This window comes from Flavobacterium praedii (genome assembly GCF_026810365.1).
Classification (GTDB): domain Bacteria; phylum Bacteroidota; class Bacteroidia; order Flavobacteriales; family Flavobacteriaceae; genus Flavobacterium; species Flavobacterium praedii.
Genome location: NZ_CP113948.1, coordinates 470,336 through 495,492 on the forward strand (window position 1 = coordinate 470,336; position 25,157 = coordinate 495,492).

General features: G+C 34.2%; 19 protein-coding genes. 13 read left to right on the top strand and 6 right to left on the bottom strand.

What is annotated here, in order from left to right; translation table 11 throughout:
- Window positions 1-136: 136 nt before the first annotated feature.
- The 3 genes from OYT91_RS02125 to OYT91_RS02135 form a co-directional block, all read right to left on the bottom strand.
- Window positions 137-715: a PhnA domain-containing protein gene (locus OYT91_RS02125; RefSeq protein WP_116760686.1), complete on the bottom strand. Its 579-nt coding sequence runs from the start codon at window positions 713-715 to the stop codon at window positions 137-139.
- Window positions 716-908: 193 nt separating this feature from the next.
- Entirely contained in the window at window positions 909-1,373 is a 465-nt protein-coding gene (coaD, locus tag OYT91_RS02130) for a pantetheine-phosphate adenylyltransferase (RefSeq protein ID WP_281239306.1), read from the bottom strand.
- A gap of 77 nt (window positions 1,374-1,450) precedes the next feature.
- Entirely contained in the window at window positions 1,451-2,422 is a 972-nt protein-coding gene (locus OYT91_RS02135; RefSeq protein WP_281239307.1) for a D-alanine--D-alanine ligase, read from the bottom strand.
- A 352-nt stretch (window positions 2,423-2,774) separates the two neighbouring features.
- Here OYT91_RS02135 and OYT91_RS02140 point away from each other — a divergent pair, with 352 nt between their 5' ends.
- Window positions 2,775-3,395, top strand: a complete 621-nt coding sequence (locus tag OYT91_RS02140; protein WP_281239308.1) for a PASTA domain-containing protein — start codon at window positions 2,775-2,777, stop codon at window positions 3,393-3,395.
- Window positions 3,382-4,422, top strand: a complete 1,041-nt coding sequence (locus tag OYT91_RS02145) for an RluA family pseudouridine synthase (protein WP_281239309.1) — start codon at window positions 3,382-3,384, stop codon at window positions 4,420-4,422. The genes OYT91_RS02140 and OYT91_RS02145 overlap by 14 nt, the downstream gene beginning before the upstream one ends.
- A gap of 66 nt (window positions 4,423-4,488) precedes the next feature.
- On the opposite strand, the gene OYT91_RS02150 is transcribed toward OYT91_RS02145, so the two are convergent.
- The 3 genes from OYT91_RS02150 to OYT91_RS02160 form a co-directional block, all read right to left on the bottom strand.
- On the bottom strand, window positions 4,489-5,019 hold the full coding sequence (locus OYT91_RS02150) for a hypothetical protein (RefSeq protein WP_281239310.1): 531 nt from the start codon (window positions 5,017-5,019) through the stop codon (window positions 4,489-4,491).
- A gap of 186 nt (window positions 5,020-5,205) precedes the next feature.
- The gene (locus tag OYT91_RS02155; protein ID WP_281239311.1) at window positions 5,206-6,621 is read right to left on the bottom strand and encodes an amidohydrolase family protein; all 1,416 of its coding nucleotides are present in this window, start codon (window positions 6,619-6,621) and stop codon (window positions 5,206-5,208) included.
- A gap of 203 nt (window positions 6,622-6,824) precedes the next feature.
- Window positions 6,825-8,102 carry an MFS transporter gene (locus OYT91_RS02160; protein WP_281239312.1) on the bottom strand — a complete coding sequence of 426 codons (1,278 nt, stop codon included), beginning with the start codon at window positions 8,100-8,102 and terminating at the stop codon, window positions 6,825-6,827.
- A gap of 438 nt (window positions 8,103-8,540) precedes the next feature.
- Between OYT91_RS02160 and OYT91_RS02165 the strand changes: the two genes are divergently transcribed.
- From OYT91_RS02165 to OYT91_RS02215, 11 genes are all read left to right on the top strand, one after another.
- On the top strand, window positions 8,541-9,152 hold the full coding sequence (locus OYT91_RS02165; protein WP_281239313.1) for a sigma-70 family RNA polymerase sigma factor: 612 nt from the start codon (window positions 8,541-8,543) through the stop codon (window positions 9,150-9,152).
- 128 nt (window positions 9,153-9,280) lie between these two features.
- The gene (locus OYT91_RS02170) at window positions 9,281-10,450 is read left to right on the top strand and encodes a FecR family protein (protein WP_281239314.1); all 1,170 of its coding nucleotides are present in this window, start codon (window positions 9,281-9,283) and stop codon (window positions 10,448-10,450) included.
- Window positions 10,451-10,692: 242 nt separating this feature from the next.
- Window positions 10,693-14,277, top strand: a complete 3,585-nt coding sequence (locus OYT91_RS02175) for a SusC/RagA family TonB-linked outer membrane protein (RefSeq protein ID WP_281239315.1) — start codon at window positions 10,693-10,695, stop codon at window positions 14,275-14,277.
- 102 nt (window positions 14,278-14,379) lie between these two features.
- The gene (locus OYT91_RS02180) at window positions 14,380-15,846 is read left to right on the top strand and encodes a RagB/SusD family nutrient uptake outer membrane protein (protein WP_281239316.1); all 1,467 of its coding nucleotides are present in this window, start codon (window positions 14,380-14,382) and stop codon (window positions 15,844-15,846) included.
- A gap of 179 nt (window positions 15,847-16,025) precedes the next feature.
- Window positions 16,026-16,955, top strand: a complete 930-nt coding sequence (locus tag OYT91_RS02185; RefSeq protein ID WP_281239317.1) for a dihydrodipicolinate synthase family protein — start codon at window positions 16,026-16,028, stop codon at window positions 16,953-16,955.
- A gap of 7 nt (window positions 16,956-16,962) precedes the next feature.
- Window positions 16,963-18,147, top strand: coding sequence for a galactose oxidase (locus tag OYT91_RS02190; protein ID WP_281239318.1), 1,185 nt, complete (start codon window positions 16,963-16,965; stop codon window positions 18,145-18,147).
- 100 nt (window positions 18,148-18,247) lie between these two features.
- Window positions 18,248-19,480, top strand: coding sequence for an MFS transporter (locus OYT91_RS02195; RefSeq protein WP_269223259.1), 1,233 nt, complete (start codon window positions 18,248-18,250; stop codon window positions 19,478-19,480).
- 135 nt (window positions 19,481-19,615) lie between these two features.
- Window positions 19,616-21,724, top strand: a complete 2,109-nt coding sequence (locus tag OYT91_RS02200) for a GDSL-type esterase/lipase family protein (RefSeq protein ID WP_281239319.1) — start codon at window positions 19,616-19,618, stop codon at window positions 21,722-21,724.
- A gap of 97 nt (window positions 21,725-21,821) precedes the next feature.
- On the top strand, window positions 21,822-23,009 hold the full coding sequence (locus OYT91_RS02205) for an AGE family epimerase/isomerase (RefSeq protein ID WP_281239320.1): 1,188 nt from the start codon (window positions 21,822-21,824) through the stop codon (window positions 23,007-23,009).
- Window positions 23,010-23,082: 73 nt separating this feature from the next.
- A complete protein-coding gene (gene nagA, locus OYT91_RS02210) occupies window positions 23,083-24,201 on the top strand; it encodes an N-acetylglucosamine-6-phosphate deacetylase (RefSeq protein ID WP_281239321.1) in 1,119 nt (372 codons plus the stop codon).
- 17 nt (window positions 24,202-24,218) lie between these two features.
- Window positions 24,219-25,139: a DMT family transporter gene (locus OYT91_RS02215; RefSeq protein WP_281239322.1), complete on the top strand. Its 921-nt coding sequence runs from the start codon at window positions 24,219-24,221 to the stop codon at window positions 25,137-25,139.
- Window positions 25,140-25,157 lie beyond the last annotated feature (18 nt).

Consider the following 25,157-nt stretch of genomic DNA (forward strand, 5'->3'; position numbering starts at 1 on the left):
ATCAGGACTCAATTTTTTAGTTAACAGTAAAAAAGTGTCCTAAAAATAAAAAACGTTAACAGCAAATAGCATGCTGTTAACGTTTTTTTTTGATTTAAAGAGATTACTTATCACTCTTTTACTTATCACTTGATTACTATATTTTCTTCACGTATTGTGTGATAATTACAATTTGTTGACCATCTACTTTTCCTTCAATGTATTCTGCATTTTCGTGGTCCAAACGGATGTTGCGTACCGAAGTACCTTGTTTGGCAACCATACTAGATCCTTTTACTTTTAGATCTTTGATTAATACAACAGAATCTCCATGAGTCAAAATAACGCCATTAACATCACGGTGGATGATTTTGTTTTCATCATCTTCTCCTTCTCCTGTTGCTTGTGCCCATGCCAAAGTGTCTTCGTCAAAATACATTTGCTCCAACAATTCTTGTGGCCAACCATTTTTGCGCAAACGGCTTAACATTCTCCAAGCTACAACTTGTACTGGAGTGTGTTCGCTCCACATGCTGTCGTTCAAACATCTCCAGTGGTTTAAATCTTCATGACCTGGATTTTCAATTTGGTCGATACAAGTAGCACAAGCAAAAATACTTTCGTCCAATCCGCCTTTCTTGGTCGGTAATACTTGGTATTCTTTTAAGTTTTCGGTGGCAGCACATAATTCACATTGGGAACCGCTGCGTTTATTTAATTCTCTTTCGAAGCTCATTATAAGGTGTGTGTTATTTTAGGTTGCGAAATTACAGCTAATTAGTAGGTTTCGCAAATTTATGTTTTTCTCTGATATCCGTTTTCCTTAGTCTCTTTTCTATTTTTAATTTTAGAAAATTAGAATCATGAATTTCTCCTATTTTAAAATAGTCTTTTATTTGTATTAATTCAACAACAGAAAAGTCTGAAAACTATTTATGCAATTTAACCCTTACAGCTTCGGGAACCAGCATTTCGTATTCGCCATAGTTTCGGATAACATCTCTCACGATGCTAGAACTGATGTATGAAGTTCGTGCAGCAGTCAATAAAAATACGGTTTCTATTTTGGATAACCGTCTGTTGGTGTGGGCGATTGCTTTTTCGAATTCAAAATCGGCGGGGTTTCGTAGACCTCTAAGTATAAAGTCGGCTTTTACTTTGTGACATAAGTCGATGGTTAAACCTTCGTAAGTGATAACGGTAACTTTGGGTTCATTTTTGAATGTTTCCTCAATGAAACGCTTTCTTTCTTCGAGCGTAAACATGTATTTTTTTTCGGCATTGACCCCAATGGCAATTACAATTTCATCAAAAAGCGAAATGCCTCTGTTGATGATGTCTTCGTGGCCTAAGGTGATCGGGTCAAACGATCCTGGAAATATGGCTTTTTTCATTTTTTTTTAGTTTCTAAGATTCTGAGTTTCTAAGATGCTAAGTTTCTAAAAACTTAGCATCTCAGTGACTTAGTAACTTAATTAAGCGCTAACTCAATTGCATTTGTGAATAAATCTTCCAATGAAATTCCAGCGGCTTTGGCTTGTTGCGGAATCAAACTTTCGGTGGTAAGACCAGGAATGGTGTTCATTTCTAGCATGTGTGGTTCTCCGTCTACAATGATAAATTCGCTACGTGAGAAACCTTTCATTTTGAGTACTTCGTAGGCGCGTTTGGCTATTTCTGCTACTTTTTGAGTCATTTCATCTGAGATTCTCGCAGGTGTAATTTCTTGAGATTTCCCTTCGTATTTGGCTTCGTAATCGAAGAAATCATTCTCGGAAACAATTTCGGTTATAGGTAAAACAGTAATTTTTCCTTTGTAATTGATTACTCCAACAGAAACTTCGGTGCCGTCAAGAAAGCTTTCTATGATGATTTCATTGTCTTCTTTGTAGGCAACTTCGATGGCTATTGGCAATTCGGCAGCGGTTTTTACTTTTGAAATTCCGAAGCTTGATCCTGCTTTGTTGGGTTTTACAAAACATGGGAGACCTAATTTTTCAACAATTTCGTTAGTATTGATGCTATCACCTTTGTTTAGATAATAGGAAGTGGCTGTTTTTATTCCGTATGGTTTTAATACGGATAATAAATCGCGTTTGTTGAAGGTTAATGCGGCTTGGTAATAATCACAAGCGGTTTGTGGAATGTTTAACAATTCAAAATAAGCTTGCATCAGTCCATCTTCGCCTGGTGTTCCGTGAATGGCATTAAAAACACAATCAAAAGTTTGTTTGCTTCCGTTTATGTTTACCGAAAAATCATTTTTATCGATAGGGAATTCGGAATCGTTGGCATCTACATAAACCCATTTTTCTTTGAAAATATGAATGCGAAAGGCATTGTATTTGGTTTTGTCTAAGAATTGATAAACTACGTTTCCGCTAATGAGTGAGATCTTGTATTCGCTGGAATAGCCGCCCATGATGATGGCAATGTTTTTCATATTTTTTTGTTTTTTTTGCCACTAATTTTACAAATTTCACGATTTTTTTGAAAGTGTAATACTGTGATTTTAATTTTTAAATGCTAAATATTGTTTTGAAAATGAATTCCCTAGCCCTGATGGAAGCGGTTTCCTTTTGTGTAAAAAAACTAATTTTTCCTGGCAGAAAAGAGCGACCAAAGGAAGCTCCTTTTATGGCTTTGGAAAAATGTTTTTTTTAGCAAAAGATACAAGCGTACAGCAGGAATAGCTCCTTCCATAAACAATGCTCGGAAGGACAAATACTATTAAACAAAATTATCATTTTTTTTGAAACGAAATAGCTTTATCTTTGCGGGAAATAAAAATATTTATGAGCTTAAAAAAATATCTTACGAGTCGTGTATTTTTTGGACAAGTGGCGATTGCACTTGCTATTATTGCAGTTTTGGCCTATTTGTTTATGCATTGGCTAACATTTACAACCGATCATGGGCATGAAATAACGGTTCCTGATTTGAGAAAACTAACTGAGGAGCAAGTAGAAGATAAGCTAGATGAATTGGATTTGGATTATGAGCTTTTGGATAGTGTCGATTTTAGAGGGGATTTTCCAAAATACAGTGTAGTAGAGCAGGATCCGATGCCCGGGACTAAGGTTAAGGTTGGAAGAAAAGTATATATTAAAATCAATTCTTCTGGGTTTTCGTCTGTTCGAATTCCAGATTTAATTGAAAAAACATATCGTGAAGCAGTACCAACGCTTAAGGCACTGGGACTTGAAGAAGGAACTATTACGTATGTTCCGAATTTAGGAAAAGACATGGTCTTGGAAATGCGTTACAAAGGAAGAAATTTGAAAGTAGGAGACAGAGTCTTGAAAGCATCAAAAATTGATTTGGTTTTGGGCGATGGAAAAGAGAGTTATCAAGAAGAAATAGTGGACAGCACAGCTGTTCCAACAACAGAAACACCAACGAATGAACAACAATAGTGAACCAATAGAGGAATTAGACGAAGAATTATTTGAACATTTTAAGTTTGAGGTTCCCAAAGGTCAAGCGATTTTACGAATAGATAAATACTTGATGGGTTTAATTCAAAATGCCACACGGAATAAAATTCAGAACGCAGCAACAGAAGGCAATATTTTTGTGAATGATGCGCCTGTAAAGTCCAATTATAAAGTAAAACCCTTTGATGTGGTTCAGGTGATGTTGTCTCACCCGCCATTTGAAAATAGGGTGGATCCAGAGGATATTCCGCTTAATGTTGTTTATGAGGATGATACTTTGTTGTTAATCAATAAAGAGCCGGGAATGGTAGTGCATCCAGGGCACGGAAATTATACTGGAACTTTGGTGAATGCGCTTGCATTTCATTTTGAGAATTTACCAATGAACAGTAGCGAACGTCCAGGATTAGTTCACAGAATTGACAAGGATACTTCGGGATTGTTGGTTATTGCCAAAACTGAAGCAGCGATGACGCATCTGGCCAAACAATTTGAGGCTAAAACATCTGAAAGAGAGTATATTGCGTTAGTTTGGGGAAATGTTGCTGCAGAAGAAGGAACGATTGAAGGAAACTTGGCGAGACACTTAAAAGACCGTATGCAAATGGCTGTTTTTGCAGATCCCGAAATAGGGAAACCTGCCATCACTCATTATAAAGTATTAGAACGTTTTGGGTATGTAACCTTGATTTCATGTAAATTGGAAACGGGAAGAACACACCAAATTAGGGCGCATTTAAAGCACATTGGCCATCCACTTTTTAATGATGAACGTTATGGCGGTCACTTGATTTTGAAAGGAACTACGTTTACTAAATACAAACAGTTTATAGAGAATTGTTTCAAAGCTTTACCGCGTCAAGCTTTGCATGCTAAAACGTTGGGTTTTGTACATCCTACTACAGGAGAAATGATGCGTTTTGATACGGAATTGCCTCAGGATTTTCAGGATTGTATAGAGAAATGGAGAGGATATTCAAAATCACATCATGCAGAAGAAGATTAATAAAAACTAAACATAAAAAAAACCTCATTTTTGAGGTTTTTTTTATGACTTTATTTCAAGATTACTTTATTTTCCTTCTTTAATTAATAGTGCTTCTTTTTGAAATTTATAATTTCCTGCATCCTCTTTATTGAATTTGAAAACGATATCATTTTCATCGGTTTCGTCTTTTATTTTAAAGATAATTGCTTTTATGGCAGTTTTTGTTAACCGATCAATATTTTTAATTGGGATGGTAATATTGCCTTTAAAAGTACCTTCGTTTTCTAAAGAAGGTCTTGCATTAATTATTGAATAATCGAGAAATACAATAGTAACATAAATATCTTTGTTTAAAGAGTTTATGATTTTTTCATTTAGGTCAAAAATTAGATTGTAGCTTGTGTTTTTTTTATCATCAGAAAATTTCACATATTTTTCTAAATAAAATTTTAAAGCCCCATATTTATTGGCAGTTAGCGTAGGAAGGCCATTTTCGTAGTTGATATAATATCGAGTTAGATTATCGTCTACTTTTACAGAAGATAATTTTTTGTTTTGTGCAAAAGCGGTTATTGATAGTATTGAAAATAGTGAAATTAGGACAAAGTTCTTCATATAATTTTTTTTAAGATTTTTAATTTTTATTAAATAAATAATACAATCGCAAAAATACGGACAATATTTGTGATAGTTTTCTTAAATTGAGTTAAAAATATAAAAATAGGGTTAAAAAAACACTAAATAAAAAGTAATGTTAAGTTGTTTTTGAATGTAAGAACGTTGTAATTGGATTACAAAAAATTAATTTTTAAAATTATTTTCAAAAGTCTCAAATCGATTTTGCAAGTCCTGTACTACTTGTTTTTTTACAGTAGGATCTTGAATAAAACTAAAGTTGATACTGTTATATACAAATTGTTTGATATCAGTATAGGTGATGGTTTTGTATCTTTTGGCTAATAATACATATTGTTCGGTCATGTTGGTTCGTAATATTCCTGCGTCATCGGTACTAATAACTATGGGTACGCCAAATTCTTTGTATAATAAAATTGGATGACGGTTTTCTTTTACTTTTAAGATGAACTCATTACTGGTCAGGTTGATTTCGATTGGAATACTATTTTTGGCCATATAGCGCATTAAATCATAACTTTTTTCTTCGTATGCCATATCAGCTCCATGTCCTATTCTATTGGCTCCAGCCGTATATACTGCTGCATTGATATGCCAAGTTAATTCTTCGGGACGAACCATTCCTAAGGTAAGTTCACCAGCATGCATTGCATATTTTACTTTTGGAAAGCGACTGTGGCAATATTTGAACATTAGCATGTGTAAACCATAATCTTTCATAGAAGTTTCGCCATCTTCAGGAGAAACTATATTCACTCCTGCCATCAGCGGGCTACTATCGGCAGACATAAAAGCAACTACTAGATTTTTGAATAAATCTACGGGTTCCATGAAACGCAATACAAAATTTTGGTAGCGCATGGTGAATTGATTGTCGTCTATTTTTAGGTCTTTGTGAAGTTTGGCTACGAAGTTTACATTAAAATCAGTGGCGTATTTCTTGGCATTTTTTTGAATGAAAATAGTATATAAGGAATCCAAAGATTGCATAATGGCTTTTTCATTTTTAGCTACCATCATTTTCCTTAAATGAAGGTTGTATTTAGTTAATTCGGATGTGTTTATGGAGCAAGGGATAGTTGATAATTGCGTTTCGATATAGCTTACATTTTCTTTGATGGCTCTGTTTTTTAGCTCCAATAAACCTGCTCCAAAATTGTTTTTTGTAGCGGTTTCAAACTTCATAAAAGATTCAAAAAATAATTTATCCGATGGGTAATCCACATTATTATAATCTTTGACAGACCATTTTTGTATTATTTTTTGTTTGTATATATCTAATTCTCCATTTTTTTGCAAAGTCGAAAATAAAACCCAGTCAGATCCAGTCTGTTTTTCTTGAGAAACAGCCATGGTTTGAGTGTTGAGAAAAAAATCTTCGGTGATAGCGTGGGCTATTAAAGGTTCAGCATAAATAGACCCAGAATAATGGTGGTGTAAGTCGCCTCCTTTGGGCATTTGAGCAAAAAAAGCGGTAAGTTCGGCTTCGTTATTTCTAATTTTTTCAAAATACTGATCTGCCGATTGTGCATATCCTACTTGGAATAGGACGTAAAAAAGAATGGTGAAAAATATCTTCATGGTATAAATTTCGCTCAAATATAATTCAAATTTAATTGAAATAAAAATTGGTAATTCTAAAAAAAAAAAACCATTAAGAAATTAAGATCATTAAGCATTAGTCTAAATGAATTTTAATTTCTTAATAGTTTAAAAAAAAGCAAAATTGAATGTGTAGTTATGTTTGTAAATCAATAATTTAATAATGAAAATTGCTCTAATTATTAAATAAAAGTTTCGTCATTGCTTTCGGTAAAATCCAAATCAGTATAAAATGTTTCTTTCATTTTCCAAAGCGCTAATAAAGAAATTATTGATAGTAATGAGCCAACAATCATTCCTGATTTAAGGATGTCACCGTCTAAAAGATTATCTCTAAAAAAGCTATAAATTAAAATTATTAATGGAAGTGATCCCCGAACAAAATTAGGAACTGTGGTAGTTACAGTTGCTCTGATGTTGGTTCCAAATTGCTCCGCTGCAATGGTAACGAACAAAACCCAATATCCTACTGAAAATCCCATAGTAAAGCATAGAATGTAGAAAGCAGTTGCCGAAATTCCATAAGCATTCAAATAAACAAAAACCATTAAGAGATTGAAAATCAAAAATAAAGCCATTATTTTTTTTCGACTTTTTAGCCATTGGCTTAATAACCCGCTGGCAATATCTCCAAAAACCAAACCGGTGTAACAAAAAGCGATTGCTTTTCCTGCCATGATGGTTTCGGCTTGTTGTACGCCTAGAGCTTTTGCAAATTCTGGTGAAAAAGTAATCAGAACACCTACTAGAAACCAAATTGGAATGCCAATAATAATGCATTGAAGGTATTTTAAAAAACGTTTTTTATGGGTAAATAAAGACAAGAAGTCACCTTTCGTTTCTTTGGTTTGTTGTATCTGCTTGAACATTCCAGATTCGGTAATGCTGATTCTTAAAAATAGCAACAAAATACCTAGGACACCTCCAGCATAATAACACAAACGCCAATCCTGAAAAATTTGATATACCAAATAAGCGGCCACTGCACCAGAAACGCCTACTGAAGCTACAATCATTGTTCCATAACCTCGTTTTTCTTTAGGTAATGATTCGGCTACCAAAGTAATTCCTGCTCCAAGTTCTCCGGCAAGTCCTATTCCTGCAATCAACCTCCAAAATGCATAAGCGTCAACGGTTGTTACCATTCCGTTGGCAATATTAGCTATCGAATAAATTAAAATAGAGCCAAATAAAACGGATATTCTTCCTTTTTTATCACCTAAAATTCCCCAAAGAATACCGCCAAATAACATTCCAAACATTTGCATACTAATGAGGTATTCACCTTGATTTCGGATGGCATCACCTGTAATTCCTAAATCTTTTAAACTGTCTGTACGAACAATTCCAAAAAGTAATAGATCGTAAATGTCAACAAAATAGCCTAGTGCTGCCACAATTACGGCGGCATTGAGAATGGATTTAGAATTTTTTTTTAATGGTGGTATAGTGTTAATCATTAGTATTTGGTCTTTTTGGTATGTGTCAGTAATAGATTAGAATGTGCATTGTTGCTCAAGACAAAAAAAATTTTAAAAGTTCCGAATTAAATTTTTGTAAAAGGAGCCGAATGACTGCTTTGTTTTTGATTATCGATTCAAATATAATTGACTTGATTCTGTTTTGCAACTATTAGGATTTTATGTGTTATTTTTTGAATAAATGGAATCAAAAAATCAGGGTTTGTGGTTTTTTTTCAAGGTTATTGATCTGTTGATTTTATTGATTATAATATTGAATATGCTTCTTTTTTCTCTCAAATAAATTAAATATTTCACTATTTGTTGTTAATTTATTAAAATATTAAAATATTTTTTTTTGAATAATAGAGTTGTAGGAGGTTTTTTTTGTTATGTTTGTTGCAATTAATTTAAGAAATTGAGTTACTCCAAAACTTTATGAATTCTCCATTAATGACTTCAGATGAATCCCTTATTTTATTAAAAGTAGCTTCTGGCAATGAATTTGTGTACTCTCGTCTTGTTGAAAAATATTGGCAAAAAGTGCTGCAACATGCCTTAAGTTTTGTAAAATCGTATCCTGTAGCCGAAGAGTTAACCCAAGATGTATTTATACAAATTTGGGAGAAAAAAGAAAAGTTGTCCGAAGTTAACAGTTTTGATAATTATCTTTTTATTGTAAGTAGAAATTTAATTATAACTCATATTCGTCGAAAATTGGTAGAAACAGAATCTTTTAAGGGAGAAAAAATCCAAGAAATGTTTTTGAAACCAGATGAACAATATGAGTTTAAAGAATTGACTAGTATCATTAATGAAGGTGCCAATCTTTTGGCAGAACCTAGACGTACTATTTTTTTATTAAGCCGTTTAGAGGGAAAAGATGCTGATTTTATTAGTGAAGAACTGGGACTTGCCAAAAGAACCATTCGTTGGCATTTGCTAGAAGCCTTGAACTTCCTAAGAATCTATCTTCACAAGCATTATGGCATTAAAATGTTGTTCTTATTTTGTATAGGGCGATATTTGTTTATTGCTGTTATTTTATGATATTTTTTATACTCTAAATATTTTTTTTACTTTTTTTTAAAATTTTATTCATTTTCATTGCCGCTTTGGTGAAGTATTCTCGTCTTTATATTTGAAGGACAACCTTACAAGGCTTAAATCTTTTCGTTATGTATCAAAAAGAAGTGTTTAAAGAACTTATGTATCAATTTGTTTCAGGTGAAATATCTCTTGAAGGCAAAGCTCAATTATTAAAAATGATTGATGATCCTCAATATGAAGATGATTTAGATTTTATACTTCGTGAAAATTATGAACGTATTGGACCTGTTAAAGCAAATCCAGAATCAACACAACAATTTATCCAATCTCTCACAAAGAAAATAAATACAATAAACGACCAGGTTGCAGAAGAAGCTGATTCTACATTATTTAATTGGAAAAAATTAGTGGTCGCTGCAAGTATTGTTTTGGTTATGGGACTTGGTTATGTTGCATTCAATCGAAATAAAGTTTCAACAGCAATAGCAAATATTGATAAGAATGTTATTATGCCTGGTAGATCAGGTGCAATACTAACTTTGGGAGATGGTTCTCAAATTGTTTTAGATAGTGTTGCCAATGGAGTTCTAGCCAATCAAAGCAATACTGCCGTTGCCAAGAAAGATGGTGAAATAATTTATACAGAAGGAAGTAATGCTCGTGGTGTAATAAATAAAATGATGACTCCAAGAGGAAGACAATTTAAATTAGAATTATCAGATGGCACAAAAGTTTGGCTTAATGCTTCTTCTTCTATTTCATTTCCAACTGCATTTGCCGCCAATGAAAGAAAAGTATCAATAGTAGGAGAAGTTTATTTTGAAGTTGCCAAAGATAAACATAGACCTTTTAAAGTAACAGTTAACGATGTAGAAGTACAGGTTTTGGGGACTCATTTTAATGTTAATGGTTACGATGATGAAGGTGAAATCAAAACTTCGCTTATTGAAGGTAGTATATTAGTGGGCAAAAAAGATCAAAAAGTACTTTTGAAACCAGGTCAGCAAGCCAATATAAAAAAATCAGGTGGCGTTAAGGTAAAAGCCCTTGATAATTTTGATGAAGTATTGGCTTGGAAAAATGGTATGTTCCATTTTGATAATGCAAGTCTCGAAACGGTATTACGCCAAATAAGTCGTTGGTATGATGTAGATGTAGTTATGGATAAAGGAGTTGTTTCTAGAAACTTTGAAGGTGAAATAAATAGAGACCTAGAATTATCACAAGTATTGAAAATTTTAGAAGGAAATAATGTTCACTTTAAAATAGAAGGCAAAATTTTGAAAGTGATGCCATAAAAAAAACAAATCAGGGAAACCTTTTTTTATAAAAAATTTATTTGTGATCCAATAAAAAAGCCAGCAGATGTTGGAAGCATCGCTGGCTTGTTCCTTAGTAAAAAGGAACTATGACTGGAAAAACAGATAAATAGACCAAGCGAGGAAAATTTATTTTTAACCAAAATCATTACAAAAGTATGAAATTATTACCAAAAAGCAAGTCGAGAAATTCTTGGCTAACCCCTAAATTCTGGAAAGTTATGAAATTAACGTCCATATTGATAATTGCCCTTACGCTAAATGTATCGGCAGCAGTATCTTCACAAACAATAACTTTCTCTGGAAAGAATGTAACAGCAAAAAAAGTACTCTCTGTTATTAAAGAACAAACAAATTATGTTTTTTTCTACGATGTTACTATTTTAAAAAATGTAAAACCAATTTCAATTGATGTTAAAAATGCTTCAATCGAAAAAGTATTGCAAGAAGCTTTCAAGGGTGCTCCTGTAAAATGGATTATTCAAGGCAAAACGATTTCTTTAATTCCAAAAATGGATAATTCTGTAAAAAGAACATCAATTGCGCCAGTTAACCGAAAAATTAAAGGTAAAGTTTTCAATGAAAAAGGGGAGTCTTTACCAGGAGCAAATATATTGGCCAAAGGAACAACTATAACAGCATCAACAGAACTTGATGGGACTTTTGAAATTGAAATTCCAGATTATGTGACCGTATTATTGGTTACATATATTGGGTTACAAGATCAAGAAGTTAAAATTGTAAGTGATGAAGATCTAAGAATAGTTTTAAAAGAAGTTGGGCAACAAATGAATGAAGTACTTGTTGTGGGTTACGGATCTCAAAATAGAAGAACAGTAAGTACATCAGTTTCTAAATTAGATAAAAAAGTATTAGAAAATATACCCTATTCTAATGTTACTCAAGCACTACAAGGTAATGTAAGTGGTGTTGTTGTTCGCACGGCTTCAGGACAACCAGGAAAAGCATCAAGTATTATAATTCGTGGTGGTACCTCTATTGATAATCCAGGAGGAGCAACTCCTTTGTATATTGTTGACGGAGTAATACGTTCTCAGATAGATGATATTAACTCAGCCGATATTGCCTCGTTACAAGTATTAAAAGACGCTGCATCAACTTCCATTTATGGTGCACGTGGATCTAATGGTGTTGTTATTATTACAACCTCTACAGGTAAAGTTGGGAAAACAAAAATTTCCTATAGTTATTCGTCTCAATTCAGTCAAATTGCAAAAAAATATGATTTTTTGGGGGGAGAAGACTTCATTCGTTTGTCTCGTTTAGGTGTTAAAAATGCTGCCGATATTATGGGTGGAACACGTCCTAATGCTAGAGATAATCAATTAATAGGAGCAACTCCTTATGGTACGGGTAATAATTTGAATAATAATACACCGTTTGCCACATTATTAAAATCAAGTTTATCCGCACAAACAATTGCTACTTTGCAAGGCGAAGGTTGGCAAGAAATGGTTGATCCTTTGAATACATCGAATACAATTATGTACAAAAGTACCAATTGGAATGATGTTTTGTTTCAAAATGCTTTGACGCAAAATCATAATTTAAATTTTAGTGGTGGTACAGAAAAAGGTCTTTTTGATTTAAGTTTAGGATATTTAAAAGGAGATGGAGTTACTATTTATACCGGTTATGAGAGATTTACCGCAAAGTTGAATGCGTCTTTTAATTTGACTGATAATTTTACTTTAAGTGGTAAAGTTTTATATGCTAAATCGAATAACAATCAAGTGGTAAGTAATAGTGTGGTCTTTAATAGATATTTGGGAAATGCACCTACAACAAAAATTTTATTGGAAGATGGTAGTTTGGCGCCAGGCCAAAATAATATAAACGGAAATCCATTATATCAAATGGGTAAAGTAAAAGGGATTAATGAAAATGAAAAATTACAAATGTCTTTTGATGGAGATTTGAAACTTTCAAAAGATTTAGTTTTTACACCTTCAATGTCTTTATATAGTGAAAATGCTTCTGGAAATGTTTTTCAACAGGCATTTTTGAGCGGAAGTACAGGACTAGTTGACAATACTCGAACAGCTTCTCAAGTAAATAATCGTTTGTTTCAAACACAATTTGAAGGGGTTTTTACGTATACGAAATCGATTGATGCCGTAGGTAATTTTCAAGCAAAATTAGGAGCTTCAAATTACGAAAGAACAATAAAAGCATTTAATGCTTCGGGTAAAGGAAGTCCTTCCGATTTAGCTCAGACTTTAGATTCATCTCCAATTCCAGTTTCCGTTTATGCGAATAATACGAAATTGGTTATGAATGGTGTTTTCGGACGTTTGAATTACGATTATAAAAACAGGTATTTATTTACAGGATCTTTTCGATATGATGGTGCTTCTAGTTTAGGACCAAACAATAAATACGGTTTTTTTCCTGGGATATCTGTAGGATGGAATGCGCATGAAGAAGAATTTTGGAAAGTAATGCCAACAGTGGTTTCATCATTCAAATTGAGAGGAAGTTTTGGTGTTAATGGAAACTTAGGTACTTTGGGTGATTTTCAAGCAGGAGGATTATATGCAGGATCTACAAACGGAATTGCCAATAATTATAATGGTCAATCTGCAATTATTAACTCACAAATCGCAAACCCTGGCCTAAAATGGGAACAATCACAAACTAATAATATTGGTTTTGATTTGGGTATTCACGAAGACAAGATTAGATTAATTGGAGATTTTTATAACAAATTAACGTCGGATCTATTAACCAATTTGACTTTGCCTTCTAATAGTGGATTTTCAACAGTTTTGACTAATCTAGGAGGTTTAAGAAGTAAAGGATTTGAAATGGAATTGGCTACTACGATTTACAATCAAAATGATTTAAAAATTAATGCTGGATTCATTATATCACACAATACGAATGTTATTGAGACCCTTCCTTATAATGGGAATTTAAACAACAGAATTGGTGGAACCCAAATTTGGGATGCTGCCAGTGGATCTTATGTATATGTAGGTGGGTCACAAGAAGGACAAAAAATTGGAGATTTTTATGCTCATAAACAATTATACATTCTTCCTACTCAAGCTGCTGCAGATGCATATAATGCGACAACAAAAGATACTTATGTAACAAAAACAAACGCCGCTGGTGGAAATCCTAATGGAATTAAATTTCCTGGAGATGCTGTTTTTGAAGATACCGATGGCAATAATATTATCGATAGTAGAGACAGAAAATACATGGGGAATATGTTTCCTAAATATGTAGGAGGTATTAATTTTGATGTGAGTTATAAAGGTTTTTCATTAGTGGTTAGAACAGATTATTCATTAGGAGCTACAATATATAATGAAGCCAGAGCTCGTTTTGTTGGTCAATTTCAAGGGAATTATGGTTTACTGGCCGAAAGTTTACAATCTTGGCAAAAAGAAGGAGACATTACTGATGTACCTCGTTACCGTTGGGCTGATCAAACCAATCAAAACAATTTATTTAGATCGGAAGCTAGTGGAGCAGCTTATAACACAAATATGTTTCAAGGAAATAGTCGTTATTATGAAAGTGGAGATTATTTATGTTTAAGAGAAATCACTTTAGGATATACTATTCCAACTTCTTTTGCTAATAAAGTACGATTAGCATCGGCACGTTTTTATGTAACAGGAAGTAATCTTTATTATTTTACTAAATATACAGGTTTAAGTCCTGAAGTTCAAGGTATTGATGGAGGTTCTAGCCAAGGTTTAAATTCAGCTGGAGCTACAGGTACATATCCAGTACCAAGAAACATAATATTTGGATTAAATGTAAGTCTGTAAATTTTAATAATAAACATCATGAAATCGCCATGATATTAAATTCAAAAATTGGTAAGTAGAATGGCGATACCATATTCCTTTAAAAAACAAATATTATCTATTATGAAAAATAAATATATATTATATTCAATCCTATTTGCATGCATCTCACCGCTATTTAATTCTTGTGCAGATGATTTAAACTTAGTATCAGAAAGTGTAATTACTTCAGATGCTTTTTGGAAAACTGAGGATGATGCTAAAGCAGCTGTCAATGGAATGTACATTAATTTTAGAACACAAACCCAACAAAATTATTATTTATTAGGAGGTGCTCGAAGTGCAGAAATTAAAGCTGGGGTTCAATCACCGTTGAATTTAGCGAATTATTACAACAACAATCTTACTGCACAAAATGTAGATGTAGATTGGGGTGGTTTGTATACTGTTGTACAACAGGCTAATTTGATTATAAAGTATGTTCCTACTATTCCGTTTAGTTCAACTACTTTAAATGAGCAAAAACGGTACATGGCTCAGGCGTATACAATGAGGGCTTTGGCTTATTTTATTATGGCGCGTTCTTGGGGTGGTGTTCCAATTGTTACTACACCAACAGAGAATACGAATCAAAATGAGTATATCGTTCCTCGTAACACTTTGGCCGAAACTTTTGCATTTATAAAATCGGATATTGAATTGGCATTGGCTAATTTTCCAGATGCGAACAATAACAAAGTACAATTATCAAAATCAGCTGCATATGCATTAAAAGCGGATGTGAATTTATGGACTGCCAAGCAATTAGGAGGCGGAGATGCAGATTTGAATATAGCGTTGGATGCCATAAATGCAATTGCTGCTGGTCCTGCTTTATTGCCTAATTTTAAAGATGTATTCAGTTATACAGGCAAAGGTAATAATGAAATACTTTTTGCGGTTCGTTATTCATTGACCGATGTTACTTCCAATTTATCGGATAACTGGAACTCTTTTATGTACGTTGGTCCTTCAGATTATCCTGGAGCTACTACTGCAGCTGCTACTGCAATGTTTGGGACACTAGGTTCCGGTTCTGGAAATGCGGGTATTTCTAGAGTACAACCTGATCCATCTCGCTTTAATTTTGCGGCAACCGATGTTAGAAAAGATGCAACTTATTTGACACTTAGAAATACTGCAAATACAGCAGATGTTGTTACTGGATTAATGAAATTTAATGGTACTGTAGATGGTACCCTTAGAAGATTTACCAGTGATATCATTATTTATCGTTGGGCAGATATTTTGTTGATGAAAGCTGAAATCAAAAACGGTTTGGGTCAGGATCCTACTGCAGAGATGAATCAAGTGATGCAAAGAGCAGATGCTACTGCTGTATTTACTAATTCTTCTCAAGCAGCTAATGATGATGTTATTTTAAAAGAGCGTCTAAAAGAACTTGCTTTTGAAGGTAAAGCATGGTGGGATTTAGTTCGTTTTAATAAAACGGCGAATGTTCCATCTATGACAGGGAAACAAGTACTTTTTCCAATATCTCAAAATACAATTAACTACAATCCAAAAGTGACTCAGAATCCTGGGTACTAATTTAGATTAGAATTTTACTGTTAACTGATTGAGTCGAAAATTTAAAAATTTTCGGCTTGGTCAATTAACACCCATAATTTAACGAATAAACATTATGAAATCGCCATGATTCTAAAAATTCAAATTAGAATTAAGAATGGCGATACCATATTCCTTTAAAAAACAAAAAGTATCTACACATGAATATACAACATTTACAAGGACTAATAGCTGCACCATTTACTCCATTTGACAGCAACGGAAAATTAGACGTTAGTTTAATTCCACCCTATTATGCATTTTTAAAACACAACAAAGTTACTGGAGCTTTTATAAATGGATCGACAGGAGAAGGGGTTTCTATAACCCTTGAAGAAAAAAAAGCCATAGCGCAAGCTTGGGCAGATTGCACGAATCACGATGACGATTTCAAAGTAATGGTATTTTTGGGAGGGACTTGTCTTTCTGATTGTATCGATTTAGCCAAACATGCTTATGAAATTGGTTTATATGCTGTTTCGCTTACTTCTCCCTTTTATTTTAAACCAGCCAATGTAGATATGCTCGCTCAGGCTTGTATTATGGTTGGAGAAAGTGTGCCAAATATGCCTTTTTATTACTACCATATTCCAGTTTTGACAGGGGTTAACTTACCAATGTTTGATTTAATTCAAGCCTTAGATGGCAAACTGGACAATTTTGCTGGCATAAAATATACTCATGAAGATTTCATGGATTTTCAGAGTTGCATGAGCTATAAAGACGGAAAATATGATATGCTTTGGGGACGTGACGAAAACATGTTGTCTGCTCTAGTATTGGGAGCCAAGGGAGCGGTTGGAAGTACTTTTAATTATGCGGCACCTTTATATTATGAATTGATTGATGCCTTTAATATCAATGATTTGCTTACCGCTCGTATTTTACAGCAAAAATCAATAAATATGATTCGTTTATTGGGTAAATACGGAGGGATATCTGTAGGGAAAGCCTATATGAAAGTTACGGGATTGAATTTAGGTGAATTTAGATTACCAGTCAAAAATATGAGTTCGGATCAGTTTGAGGATTTCAAAAAGGATGTGGATAGCTTAGATTTTAATAGTTTCAAATCAAATCTGCCAAGCTAGTTTATAAATGAAATCAATAGAAAAGTTATTATTTTTTCTAATTCCTTTATTTTTTATGATGTCAATAACAACAACAGTCAATTCTCAAATAAAAGATTTTAATACCATCGAATGGAAAATTGGTGCGTATTTGCAAAATAATGAAGGAAGCAAGTCTCTTGGCTTTGCTGGAGCCATAAATGGGGTACATAAGAATGTTTTAATTGTGACTGGAGGAGCCAATTTTCCTGATAAAATGCCTTGGGAAGGTGGGGCTAAAAGATATTCTGATGCTATTCATGTATTGCAAAAAAGAGACGCCAATTTTATTTGGAATAAAAAAATAAAAACAAAATTACCAGAACCCATTGCCTATAGTGGAGTTACTTCAACTAATTTGGGAGTTGTTTATGTAGGGGGTGAAAATATAAATGGTCTTTCGAATAAGGCATACATCTTAAAATGGAAACATTCCAGAAATGATGTTGAAATACTTTCATTGCCAGAATTCCCTTTGGCTATGGCCAATATCGCTCTAACCCATATCGGAAATGTGATTTATGCAATAGGAGGAGATGAAGCAAAAAACTCTTCCAATCTTTTTTTTAGTTTGGATTTAAATGTTATAAAACCAGAATGGAAAGCATTACCCAATTTACCCATAGCATTGGCAAATTCGGTAGCTGTGGTTCAAGATACAAATGAAGGTACAGCCATTTTTGTAATTGGAGGAAGAACTAAAACGGCAACAGGTATCAGTGATTTACACAATACTACTTTTGTTTTTAATATCCAAAAACAAGCGTGGAGAAGTGCAGCAGCTATTTCAGACGGAACAAATACCACCAATTTTTCAGCTGGTGCTGCTGTTGCATTAGGAACGCATTCGATATTGATTCTTGGTGGAGATAATGGACTAGTTTTTCATAAAATAGAAACCTATTTATCCCAAATAGCACAATCAAATTCAAAAGAGGAAAAGGAAAGACTTATTGCAGAGAAGAATGTACTGAACACCCAACATCAGGGTTTTTTTAAAGGGATGTTGTTGTATAACACACTATCTGATACTTGGACAAAAGTAGGGGAGTTGCCATTTTTGGCACAAGTTACGACTACTGCAGTGCTATGGGATAATGAAATTGTACTGTCTAATGGTGAAATTAAACCAGGAATACGAACGCCTAATGTTATGATAGGAAAAATAAAATAATAAATTCAAATCTTACACTTTTATAGCTAGACAAAAAGCTTTGTTGTTTAAAATAAGACAGGCAGATTGCGCTAGAATAAAAACTATTTACAAACAAATTATGAAGAATTCAAAATATTATCCTTGGATAGTAGTGGGCTTGCTGTGGGTTGTTGCATTGCTTAACTATATGGACAGACAGATGTTGGCCACCATGCGTCCCTCAATGGAAACAGATATTCCAGAATTGATGTCGGGAGAGAATTTTGGTCGCTTAATGGCCATATTTCTTTGGATATATGCTTTGATGAGTCCAATATCTGGTATTATAGCGGACAAATTGAATAGAAAATGGCTAATTGTTGGTAGTTTATTTGTCTGGTCAGCAGTTACTTATGCAATGGGTTATGCTGTCAGTTACAATCATGTGTATTGGTTAAGGGCTCTTATGGGAGTAAGTGAAGCCTTGTATATTCCTGCCGGATTGTCATTAATTGCCGATTATCACCAGCAAAAATCCCGATCACTTGCAATAGGGATTCACATGACAGGGCTTTATATAGGATCGGCTTTGGGTGGGTTTGGCGCTACAATTGCCGCAGCCTATTCTTGGCATACCACTTTTCATTATTTTGGATTAATCGGAGTTGTCTACGCTATTGTCTTGGTCTTTTTTCTTTTTGAGAAAAAAGTTTCGAATCATCAAAACATAAAGGATAGTAAAGAAAAAAGTTCAGTTTTAAAAGGATTGGGATTGTTATTTACCAATATTTCATTTTGGATTATTTTATTCTTTTTTGCTACTATTAGTTTACCGGGTTGGGCTACTAAGAATTGGTTGCCAACATTATTTTCGGATAATTTAGGAATTTCAATGGAACAAGCAGGACCATTGGCAACAATCACTATCTCAATGTCTTCTTTATTGGGTGTTATTTTTGGAGGTATATTATCTGATAAATGGGTTTTAAAGAATGTTAAAGGAAGAGTTTATACAAGTGCTATTGGACTAAGTTTAACGATTCCGGCCTTACTATTAATTGGTTTTGGAAATTCTCTTTTTCATGTTGTAAGTGCAGCTCTTTGTTTTGGGATAGGTTATGGAATGTTTGATGCTAATAATATGCCAATACTTTGTCAGTTTGTATCCTCAAAATACAGAGCTACTGCTTATGGCGTTTTGAATATGACTGGAGTGGGCTGTGGAGCGTTAGTGACTTCAATATTAGGAAAATATGCAGATGAAGGTGCGTTAGGAAATGGTTTTGCCATGATGGCTGGTGTTGTTTTTATGGCATTATTGGTTCAAATTATTTTTCTGCGACCTGAAGTAAACGATTTTACTGATGCCTAAATAATTAAGGATAAAATATAGTTTTTAAGTTTTTTCGAATGGAGTTATTTGGTTGTTTGTTTATCTGCTGAGGTGAATTTAAACGTTCACCTTGGCCGATATTTTTAAATGTTTGTCATTGTATTATTTAAAGTTATGAAGAGTTTTAAAAAAGATATTATACTGTTGCTATTTTCTGTTGCGCTATTGATACAGAATAGATTGTCTGCACAAACTCCTTTGATAAAAGTAGCTTGTATGGGGGATTCTGTTACAGCGGGCTATCTTTTGGCAAACCCAAAAACGGAATCTTATCCTTCTCAGTTGCAATTAATGTTGGGAAATAATTTCGAAGTAAAAAACTTTGGATTTAGTGGCGCTACTCTATTAAAAAAAGGGCACAAACCTTATTATAAAACAAAAGAATGTGCCGAAGCTATAGCTTTCGCTCCCGATATAGCTATTATTCATTTAGGATTGAATGATACAGACCCAAGAAATTGGCCCAATTATAAAGAAGATTTTGACGCCGACTACACTTGGTTATTGGATACGCTACGGAAACAAAATCCAAAGGTAAAATTATTTATTTGCCGAATGACACCAATTTTTAATGAGCATCCGCGCTTTAAATCGGGAACTAGAGATTGGTATTGGGAAATACAAACACAGATTGAAAGAATTGCAAAAGCAAATCATGTTAGGCTTATTGATTTTCATGAAAAATTATATGCTCGTCCCGATCTATTTCCAGATGCATTGCATCCTGTCAAAGAAGGAGCAACTATTTTGGCACAAACCGTTTATGGGAATATTACAAAAGATTTTGGCGGACTTACTTTAGCTTCCGTTTTTTCGGATAATATGGTATTGCAACGCAATCAGCCCATTGTGGTTTATGGAACAGCCAATGGAGAGGATCGTGTTGAAGTTTTATTTAGGGGCCAGAAACAATTGGTTACTACCGATTCAAACGGAAAATGGAAGGCTATTTTTCCTGCAATGGCAGCTGGTGGACCATATCAATTGAGTATTCAAGGGGAAGGGAAGACTATTGTCATTAAAAATATACTGATTGGAGATGTTTGGTTTTGCTCCGGACAATCGAATATGGCTTTTCCGCTTCAAATGTCTGAAAACGGTTTGGCCGAAGTAAAAACAGCAATTGCGAATTCGAAACTTCGCTTGTTGAATTGGAAAGCGATACAAGAAACAAATGATATGGCATGGGATTCTGTCACTTTAGCCAAAACCAATCAATTAAAATTTTTCTCAGGAAATTGGGCTATTTGTGATTCTACATCGGCAAAAAAATTCTCAGCAATTGCCTATTATTTCGGTAAAAATATTATGCAAGAAGAAAATATCCCTATTGGTTTGATCGAAGTTGCTGTAGGGGGCTCCCCCATAGAGTCTTGGATTGACAGATACACATTAGAACATGATGATAAAGAAGTTGATGTATTGACTAACTGGCAAAAATCAGATTTTATTATGCCTTGGGTTCGGGAACGTGCTGCCGTAAATTTAAAAAACGCCACTAATCCCAAACAACGTCATCCGTACGATCCTTGTTATAATTTTGAAGCAGGGGTTTCCGCTTTTGTTCACTTTCCAATCAAAGGCGTTCTCTGGTATCAAGGAGAAAGTAATGCTCATAATGTTGGTTTGTATGAACATCTTTTGCCAGAAATGGTTAAAAGTTGGCGTAATGCTTGGGGAACTGAATTTCCTTTTTATTATGTGCAATTATCAAGTACCGATCGACCTTCTTGGTCTGAATTTCGAGAGATGCAATACAGATTGCAAAGCCAAATTCCGAATAGCGGAATGGCAATAAGTATGGATTATGGTGATGAAAAAAATGTGCATCCCATAAAGAAAAAAGAAGTTGCCGACCGTCTCGCCCGATTGGCACTGCATTATACTTACAAAAAATCAATTGCTGCCAATGGACCATTTGCAGTAGAAGCAGAACAAAAAAAGGAAACCATTTGGATATCATTTGCTTCAGCGAAACAATTAAGGACCTCGGATAATAAACCAGTAATTGGGTTTGAATTAGTTAATGATAAAGGGCAACATTTTGAAACTTCGGCAATAATAGTCAATAATAAAGTGGTCATCTCTATTCCAAAAGAGGAAAATATTAAAACGGTTTTATACGCTTGGAAACCTTTTACATTGGCCAATTTGGTAAATGAATCAGGATTACCCTGCTCTACTTTTAGATTGGAAGTGAACCCTTTAGAAAATAAAAAATAAGGCATTAAAGATAATTAGATATACAAAAATAATGATGAGGTCGATAGAAAAGTAGGATTGCAATCCATTTCAATTGATCTATTAATTCAAAAAAAATATGAGCTATTCAAATACAGAACTTCAGAGTTTAAAAGAGTTTTATCAAAATCAGCTGTTAAATGATACGTTGCCTTTTTGGTTCCCGCGTTCAATAGATACCGAATTTGGAGGTTATTTATTAATGCGCGATCAAGACGGCAGTTTAATCGATGATGATAAAGCCGTATGGATTCAAGGACGTGCAGCATGGTTATTGGCTACACTCTACAATACGGTTGAACCCAAACAGGAATGGCTTGAGGGATCAAAGTCTGGAATTGATTTCCTGAATAAGCATTGTTTTGATTCCGATGGACAGATGTTTTTTCATGTGACTCGTGAGGGTTTGCCGATTCGTAAAAGACGCTATTATTTTTCTGAAACTTTTGCGGTAATCGCTATGTCCGCTTACGCAAAAGCAAGTGGTGATGAAGCTGCTGCCGAAAAAGCCCGTTTTTTATTCGGAAAGTGTATCGAATATGCTACAGTTCCTGGTTTGTTAGCGCCTAAGTTTACTTCAACCCGACCTTCCAAAGGGATTGGCGTTCCCATGATTATGATGAATACGGCACAACAATTAAGAGAAAATATTGGCGATCCGCGCTGCGATGAATGGATAAGCAAATGGATTGCCGAAATAGAACGTGATTTTGTAAAAGAGGATATAAAATGTGTGATGGAGCAAGTTGCACCAGATGGATCTATAATTGATCATATCGATGGACGTACCCTGAATCCAGGTCATGCTATTGAAGGAGCATGGTTTATTTTGCATGAAGCAAAATATAGAAATAATGATCCTCACTTAATTGCTCTAGGATGTAAAATGTTGGACTATATGTGGGAACGCGGTTGGGATAAAGAACATGGTGGGATTTTGTATTACCGTGATGTCTATGATAAACCCGTGCAAGAATATTGGCAAGACATGAAGTTTTGGTGGCCTCATAACGAAGTGATTATTGCAACTTTATTGGCCTACACAATGACAGGGAATGAAAAATATGCCAAATGGCACAAAATGGTTCACGATTATGCCTATGGGAAATTCCATGATGCAGCCAACGGCGAATGGTTTGGATATTTGCATAGAGACGGGAGTCTTGCTCAAACTGCAAAGGGTAATATGTACAAAGGACCTTTTCATTTGCCTCGTCAAGAATGGTATTGTCTTCAGATCTTGAATGAGCATTTGAAAAACATATAGTTTTTGCCTCTTAGGATTGGTCGTTAGAGTAGTATAAAAAAGAATAAATTAGATTGAAATGCAGTTTTAAAAAATGAAGCAAGCAATTATAAACGGAATTTTACATACTGGTGATGAAATACTCAATAACTGTGTTGTCGTTATCGAAAATGGTGTTATTCTTTCCGTTCAAAATGAAATCCCAAAGGATATCGAAATTATTGATTTAAAAGGAACCCATCTTTCGGCAGGATTTATAGACATTCAAATCAACGGCGGGGAAAAGCAGTATTTCAGTCAATATCCTACTGAGGAAACGATTCAAGATATTTACGATTCCAGTTTAAAATATGGAACAACCCATACGCTTCCTTGTTTGATATCATCATCAAGAGAAACGATTCTGCAAGGGATTGAAGCCATTCGGGACTATCAATCAAAATATAAAAATGGAGTTTTGGGGTTGCATTTGGAAGGACCATTTTTAAACCCATCAAAACGCGGTGCACATAGTTTGGATCAGGTTCGTAGACCAACTAATTCGGAGTTAGAGGAGATTATTCGTTATGGCAAAGATGTTATAAAAGTAATCACTATTGCCCCTGAATGCTTTTCGGAGGAACAACTGGATATGCTTTTAGATAGTGGCATTGTGATTTCGGCAGGACATTCGACAATGACGTATAAAGAAGCACAATATTATTTTTCGAAAGGGATACATTTAGTGACTCACCTATTCAATGCGATGACTCAGTTTGGGCATCGAGAACCAGGTTTGGTAGGTGCCACATTCGAAAACGAAGCGGTTTATGCTCCCATAATTTTAGATGGTGCACATTGTGATTATGCCGCGGCAAGATTGGCTTATAAATTAAAGAAAGATAAATTCTTTTTGATTACGGATGCTGCATTTTTAGGGCGTAAAGTATCCAATTTCAAATGGGAGAATTTTGATGCCCATCTGGAAAACGGTTTCTATCGAAATGAGGAAGGTAATTTGGCTGGAGCTAGTATTTCGATGGAAGAAGCGGTTCGAAATGCTTATGAAAATTTGGAGGTTTCCATAGATGAGGCCATAAAAATGGCAACTTGTAGAGTGGCAAGCGCAATTAAAATGGAAGACAAATTGGGAAAAATAAAACCAGGATATCCGTCTAGTTTTGTTCGTTTTAATGATAATTTTTCGAAAGTAGAATCATTGATTTTTCAATAAAGAGAAAAGAGTTTATTTTGAATAAAACAAAGAATAAAGCTAAAAGATTGTTAAGTGAGGTTAAGTTTAGAGAAGGAAAAATTATTTTTGCAGGAATAGCTTTTGCTTTTCTATGGTCTTCGGCATCAACAGCAACCAAAATAGGATTAGAATCGGCTCAACCTTTTGTGATTTCTATTTTTAGATTTCTTATCGCAGGAGGAATTATGCTTTTTGTCTCGCACATACTATTTCGCAATCGCTTGCCCGTAAAGCGAGAATGGATTCAGATTGGTATTTATGGATTTTTGAATATTACTTTTTATCTAGGTTTATATGTAATTGCCATGCAACAAGTATCAGCTGGTTTAGGAAGTTTGGCAGTAGCTACGAATCCCGTTTTTATTGCGCTGATGTCTGCTTTTTGGTTTTCCCATAAAATAAAGTATAAAAACATATTAAGTTTGCTTTTGTGTTTCATTGGAGTGGTTTTAGCGGCGTATCCACTTTTACAAAACAGTTTTGCAACCCTTTTGGGAATCATTATTTTATTGCTAAGTATGATTGCCTATTCGTTGGGAACGATTTATTATTCTCGGGTACATTGGAATGATTTGTCCATTTTGACAATCAATGGCTGGCAAACTATTCTTGGAGGTGTTTTTTTATCTCCAGTATTGTGGGCAACTTATAAATCGGATAAAAATGTTTTTGATGCTTCTTTTTGGACTTCGGTATGTTGGTTGGCGATTCCAGTTTCAATTGGTGCAGTTCAGTTTTGGCTGTATTTATTGAAAAATAATCCAATAAAAGCATCCTATTGGCTTTTTTTATGTCCAATATTTGGATTCCTGATTGCCCGTTTGATGATGAAAGAACCTATTTCGATCTATACCGTTTTTGGCGTTGCTTTTGTTATTTGCGGATTATATATTGTTCAGAAGAAAAACAAATTATAAATTTAATACTTAAAAGTT